This is a genomic window from Planktothrix sp. FACHB-1355 (assembly GCF_014748295.1).
Taxonomy (GTDB): Bacteria; Cyanobacteriota; Cyanobacteriia; order Cyanobacteriales; family Aerosakkonemataceae; genus Aerosakkonema; species Aerosakkonema funiforme_A.
Genome location: NZ_JACJUP010000339.1, coordinates 1 through 5,782, shown reverse-complemented (window position 1 = coordinate 5,782; position 5,782 = coordinate 1). Strand labels below are relative to the sequence as shown.

Sequence of the window (5,782 nt, the reverse complement as noted above, 5' to 3'; positions counted from 1 at the left end):
TTAAACGCTCTAGAAAACGAACTGAAATACCTGAGTTATAAAGATGTAGTTACCGATATTGCATCTGCGATTAAATCTTTTTTGGAATAACTGTTGCATATGAAATGTGGTAAGTATGGTAGTGTACTAAAAGCACCCATCTCTCTGTTGAGTTCAGTAAAAGTAAATCTAACTTTATCAACCATGAATCGCAGCTTTTTCCTCTGCTAATGCCTTCGCTAAAACAGCAGCAGCTTCAAAAGAGTCATGCAAGTTAGGAATAGATATTTTATCTCGATCGCCTAATGGGATTAGATTTGCATTTTTGAGAAGTTCAGATGTCAAAAAATGAAGGAGTAGGAGCCGATCGGTGTGAGATAGTTCCTTCACAAGAGGTAGAAGTTCAGTAAGAGGCATAAAATCTCCTAAGCTAGCTGAAAAAATTGGATTCTATCTATTGTAAGCTGTTCAGCTTGAATGTATTTTAGCATTTTGCACCGAAATCAAATGGTACGTCCTTCGATCGCTACTTGAATTATGCTAAACTTTTATTAAAGCCTTTCAGCACTAGCGAACCATGAGTATTACCGTAACTCTTAGTCCAGAAGCAGAAGCAAAGCTGTTTGAAGAAGCTGCCAGACAGGGAAAAGATGTTTCTACTGTTGCTGCTGAATTATTAGTTAAAATCTTGGAGTGGGAAGCACAAGATTACGCAGAAGCGATCGCAGGTATCCAGCGCGGATTAGACGACTTTGCAGCAGGGAAATCCCGCTCATTTGAGGTATTTGCAGAAGAACAACGTCGTAAATATAACCTACCATAATCTATCAGCTAAACAATGAAGTATCATATAGAGATTTCAAGTGTGGCTGAGGTTGAAGCGGATAGAGCATTTTTGCGGATGTCTCAAGCTACATCAATTGAAAAAGCAAATCAGTGGTATGCAGGACTATTAAAAGCGATCGAGTCTTTATCACAGATGCCAAAACGTTGTTCTCTGGCGCGAGAAAATGATTATTTCAGCAAAGAAATTCGACAACTGCTCTATAGTAAAGGGCGCTATCGGATTCTTTTTACCATTATTGAAAGTGATAAAGTCTCTATAGTTCGGGTTCTGCATATTCGCCAAGCTGCACAACAAACTCTTGGTGAAACTCCAGAGGAGTCTGGTGAAACCTAACAGCTAGCATCATAATTTTAGCATAGAAAAGAATTTGAAGATGACTGCTCAGATATATGGACTTTGCGGCAGGTAAGTCTCGCTCTTTTGAGGCGTTTGCAGCAGAACAGCGTCGTAAATATAATCTACCATCTGACCAATGAAGTATCTTATTGAGATGTCAAGTATAGACTTTGCCTTTCTCCACGACAATGATGCGATCGCAATCTCTAATTGTGCTGAAGCGATGCGCTATTACAATACAAGAACAACCGCGTCGCCGCAGATTGCGATCGATAATTAATTCGGTTTCCGTATCCAAAGAACTCGTCGCTTCATCTAACACTAATACTGAAGGATTCATCACCAAAGCTCTAGCAATTTCTAACCGCTGGCGTTCTCCCCCACTAATATTTGTGCCTGCTTCGGAAATTTCGGCGTCGTATCCTCCCGGCATAGATAAAATGCGCTCGTGAATTGCTGCATCCTGACAAGCTTGCACTAAGTTTGCTTCCGGAACGGTTGAGTTCCATAGGGTAAGGTTTTCTCGCACAGTTCCTTTAAACAAAAAGATATCTTGTTCCACCATTGCGACTGAGTTTGCTAACATCAAGCGAGGAATTCGATCGCGAGGAATACCATCAAACAGAATCTCACCCTGCCAAGGTGTATATAAACCTGCAATCAACTTGGCAATTGTCGATTTACCAGCACCGCTACCGCCAATTATTGCCACCCGCTGTCCGGGTTTTAAGCTTAAGTTAAAGTTTTCAATCAACGGAGATTCCAGACGATTATAACCAAAGGAAAGATTGCGTAACTCAACATAACCTTGCAGTTTGGGTGATTGGGGACTGGCGAAAGATAAAGCATTATTCTCTCTTTCTACTTCGGGATCGACAGGATTTTGCCAAATATCATCAAGGCGTTCTAAATCGGCTTCTAGTAGTTGCAAAGTACTGCCAAAATTCACCAAACTATTCACTGGCCCCAGAAAGCTACTGACTAAACTTTGATAAGCAACTAGCATCCCAACAGTCAGGCTACCTTCCATCACCCGCAAACCGCCGAATCCTAAGAGAGCCATGCTTGCCAGGGAACTTAAAATTGTTGGTAATAATGTTAAGATTTGACTCTGTAAAGCTAATTCTTGCTGTGCGTTGATCGCTTTAGTATTGTATCCGGCAAACTTAGCAAATAAATCGGAATCAAGACCGGAAGCTTTGACAGTTTCGAGGGATTGAAGACTGTCAACAATCGCGCCTGAAACTTTACCGCTTTCTTGGCTAATCCTTAAGTTGGCATCAACCCGAAAACGGCGTATTACTTGCAAAGTAATAATATTAACTGCGGCGAAACAAACTGTCATCAGTGTCAGCACTTTGTCATACATAACCATGAGAATGGCGTAAAATACCAGCATCACGGTATCGATAATTGTGGTAGAAACGCTATTCAATACATTGACAACTTTGCCATTAAGTGCAACGCGGTTGGCGATTTCTCCCGCAAAACGCTGAGCGTAAAATGTCACTGGCAAACGTAAAATATGCCAAATAAACTGTCCTGTCATCAGTGCCGATAGCTTAATTGTCAGGCGTCGTATGTACATTAGCCGTAATCTAGATAACAAACTCTGAAATATGGCTGTAACTATCATCCCTAACAATAAAGGTCGCAACCAATTATCGCGACCTTGCACGAGGATTTCATCTGTAAAAATTTGGCTAAATGCTGGCAATGCTAAGCGGGGAAATGTGAGAAGCAATCCGGCAAAGATGGAGAATAAGACTGCATCGTAGGAGTTTTTCAGGCGGGAGTGTAAGGAGAAAATTATATTGCGCTTTTGGCCGCCTTTTTTGAATTCTGGGCCTGGTTCTAAAACTAATACAATACCAGTGTAAGCTTGAGAAAATTCTTGTTTAGATACGCGGCGGCGTCCGCTGGCTGGGTCGTTAAGATAGACGCGATCGCGCTTAAATCCCTCCACTACCAAAAAATGATTGAAGTTCCAAAACACAATATAGGGAGTTGGCAAGTCCATTAACGCCTCTAGTCCTTTTTTATAGCCTTTTGCCTGCATTCCGTAGTGTTTGGCAGCTTTGAGCAAATTGGAGGCGTTACTACCGTCGCGAGATACGCCGCATTCTTGACGGAGTTCTGTTAAAGGTACAATGCGATCGTAATAAGCTAGAATAATTCCCAACGCAGCAGCACCGCATTCCACTGCTTCCATTTGCAGTACTGTCGGAGTTTTAACGATTTTGGATTTTGGATTTTGGATTTTGGATTTTATCTTTGGGGTTATCATATGTTATTATTTATCAATTATTGTTAATTGAATAGGACTGACGCAAAGAAACCGGGTTTCTCTGACAAATCATTGGTTTCTCAACTAGATATCTACTCAGAAACCCGGTTTCTGGCCTTCAAATCTGAAATCTAAAATCTAAAATTTGAAATCAATTAATTCCGCTCCATTCGCGCAAAAAGGGTAAGATAAATTCTATTGGTGCGCGTTTGTCTACTGTAACTTGTACTGTGGTAGTAGTTCCAGTAGATATTTTTAAATCGGGTGGGCCTTTGGAAGAAGACCATTCATAGCCGCTAAAGTTGGCAGGATTTTCTTTTAGTTTAGCCCAAACTTCTATCTGAGATTCCTTGGATTGAGACATCAAACTTTCTACTAACTCCGGATTGCCGATCGTACTGGCAGCACCCTCCTTAGTAACGGGAAAAGGCGACACAGAAATAACAGTACCGACAATACCGCCAAATCTTTCTCGCTTCACAGTAGTAGGTGTAATTTGCATAGCCATTCCCGATTTTACTTGCTTGCCATCTTTAATCCCAAAATAGGTAATAGCTAATAAAGGTTCGTTGGGTTTTTCTATCTGGATTGAACCGATGCGAGTACCGGGATTAACAACTTGTCCGCCAGTAACTGTCAGTTCTAATATACATCCACTATATGGAACTTTAATCGTGCTATTAGTTTGAATTTGTTGCTCTAATCGTTTAATTTCCTGTTCACTATTCAAAATTTGGTTTTTCCTGGTGTTAGTAGCTTCCAAGTTTTGCTGTTCCAAGCTTTTGTCCTTGGTATCGAGTTCTTTTAAATTTGTTTGGATTTCGGATATTTTATTGAGGTTTTCCAAATATTTTTGTTCTGCTTCCGTTTGTTGAAGATCTAATTGCTTTAATTGAGTTTGAATTTCGCTGATTTTACTGAGGTTATCCAGATAACCTTGTTCGGCTTGTGCTTCATCGACATCTAATTGCTTCAATTGGGTTTGAATTTCGGAAACACGCTGGAGACTGTCAGTATATTCTTGTTCTGCTTCCAAGACTCGATCGGCTGCGATCGCACCTTCGTTCAGTAGTTCTTGGCGTCTTTTGACCCTTTCTTGTAGAATGGGAGCTTTTGCTTGTGCATCTCGCAATCGTTGCTGCAAACTTACACGCTGTTGTTTGATAGAATCGCTTCTTTTATTCTTAAGTACAGGCGTTAAAGTCTGCATATCTTGGAGACGTTTTAGTAAATTTTCTCGCTGCTGTTGAATAGAAACAGTACTTTCTGTTTTCAGCAAAGGCGTTAAAGCTTGCGTATCTTTGAGGCGTTGTTGCAAGCTAGTTCGCTGTTGCTGCAACTCGGCTTTTTCTAATTGACGGCGTTGCAGTGCGATCGTCGTAGCTTGCAAATCCTGCCTTTGCAGTTCTTGCAATTTCGCAACTTCAAGCTGCCGTTTTTGCTTTAACTCCAGCGGGTCAACTACTGCAAGAATCTCTTCTGGATCGTTAATATCATCACCATTATCTTTTTTAACGCAATCTCCCACTTTTACTTTTAAGTCCTGAATCTGTCCCGATATGGGGGATTGAATTTCTACTACCTGGCGCGATCGCAGAATAACTCCTTGACCGCTGACGGTGATGGGAATTCTGCCAAAAATACTCCAGAATAGAGCAACGAACACCAATCCACCTAATGCAGTTAAAGGTAGCCAATCTTGAGGATTGACTACTTGCATTAGCTCATCCAGACGTTCCGGTGAAGATAAACGATTTAAAGATTCCTTCCTAAAAATATTTTTCTTTTCTTCAGTCATTGAAACAAGTGAAAACCTTAATAATAATTATTACCGCTTACACGTCTTGCCATCCAGTTAAATCTGGTTCCTGCCAGTGCTGTTTGTTGTAACATATCGAGATCTAATTCTCCCTCATACTCAATATCTCCATCGAGATCCGTATTTTGAGCGTAGCCGTGCCGGATTAAACCACCGCGCAATCGATCGGCTAAAACTACTGCGATCGCACGATAAAATCGAGCAGCAAACTGCATATCCTGTTTTAGTTTAGCCGCTAATTGCTGCTGAGGAATAGCTAACAAAAGCGATTCCTCAAATGATGCAACCGTAGCAGAAGCTTTGCCAGTTTCTACAAAAGACATTTCTCCCACAATTTCGCCACTTGATAATTGATTAATATCTTTGGTGACTCTGCTATTTCCTTCACCAAGAGTAACAGAAACTGCTAATGTTCCATCTATCAAAATGTACACAGCTTCCACAGGTTCTCCTTGTTGGATCAGAATTTTACCCGCAGAAGCATTTACCTGCATCCCACTTTCAATCATCCAAT

6 protein-coding genes are annotated in these 5,782 nt (G+C 41.0%); 2 read left to right on the top strand and 4 right to left on the bottom strand.

The window, feature by feature from the left end:
* Positions 1-177 precede the first annotated feature (177 nt).
* Complete coding sequence (locus H6S82_RS15305) at positions 178-396, bottom strand: hypothetical protein (protein WP_190464741.1); 219 nt, start codon at positions 394-396, stop codon at positions 178-180.
* 160 nt (positions 397-556) lie between these two features.
* Here H6S82_RS15305 and H6S82_RS15300 point away from each other — a divergent pair, with 160 nt between their 5' ends.
* Positions 557-802, top strand: a complete 246-nt coding sequence (locus H6S82_RS15300) for a hypothetical protein (protein WP_190464742.1) — start codon at positions 557-559, stop codon at positions 800-802.
* Positions 803-817: 15 nt separating this feature from the next.
* A complete protein-coding gene (locus H6S82_RS15295) occupies positions 818-1,159 on the top strand; it encodes a type II toxin-antitoxin system RelE/ParE family toxin (protein ID WP_190464743.1) in 342 nt (113 codons plus the stop codon).
* 160 nt (positions 1,160-1,319) lie between these two features.
* Here the strand turns inward: H6S82_RS15295 and H6S82_RS15290 are convergent, their stop codons facing one another.
* The 3 genes from H6S82_RS15290 to H6S82_RS15280 all read right to left on the bottom strand — a co-directional run.
* A complete protein-coding gene (locus H6S82_RS15290) occupies positions 1,320-3,449 on the bottom strand; it encodes an NHLP family bacteriocin export ABC transporter peptidase/permease/ATPase subunit (RefSeq protein ID WP_190464744.1) in 2,130 nt (709 codons plus the stop codon).
* A gap of 151 nt (positions 3,450-3,600) precedes the next feature.
* Positions 3,601-5,247 (bottom strand): NHLP bacteriocin system secretion protein, encoded by a 1,647-nt coding sequence (locus H6S82_RS15285; protein WP_190464745.1) that lies wholly within the window; start codon positions 5,245-5,247, stop codon positions 3,601-3,603.
* Between the two features lie 17 nt (positions 5,248-5,264).
* The coding region (locus tag H6S82_RS15280) for a cyclic nucleotide-binding domain-containing protein (protein ID WP_191056379.1) at positions 5,265-5,782 on the bottom strand (518 nt) is incomplete at its 5' end.

What these genes read in the sequence shown, in the direction of transcription:
- H6S82_RS15300 (WP_190464742.1), top strand. Translation starts at nt 557, where the DNA reads ATGAGTATTACCGTAACTCTTAGTCCAGAAGCAGAAGCAAAGCTGTTT.
- H6S82_RS15285 (WP_190464745.1), bottom strand. Translation starts at nt 5,247, where the DNA reads ATGACTGAAGAAAAGAAAAATATTTTTAGGAAGGAATCTTTAAATCGT.
- H6S82_RS15295 (WP_190464743.1), top strand. Translation starts at nt 818, where the DNA reads ATGAAGTATCATATAGAGATTTCAAGTGTGGCTGAGGTTGAAGCGGAT.
- H6S82_RS15290 (WP_190464744.1), bottom strand. Translation starts at nt 3,449, where the DNA reads ATGATAACCCCAAAGATAAAATCCAAAATCCAAAATCCAAAATCCAAA.
- H6S82_RS15305 (WP_190464741.1), bottom strand. Translation starts at nt 396, where the DNA reads ATGCCTCTTACTGAACTTCTACCTCTTGTGAAGGAACTATCTCACACC.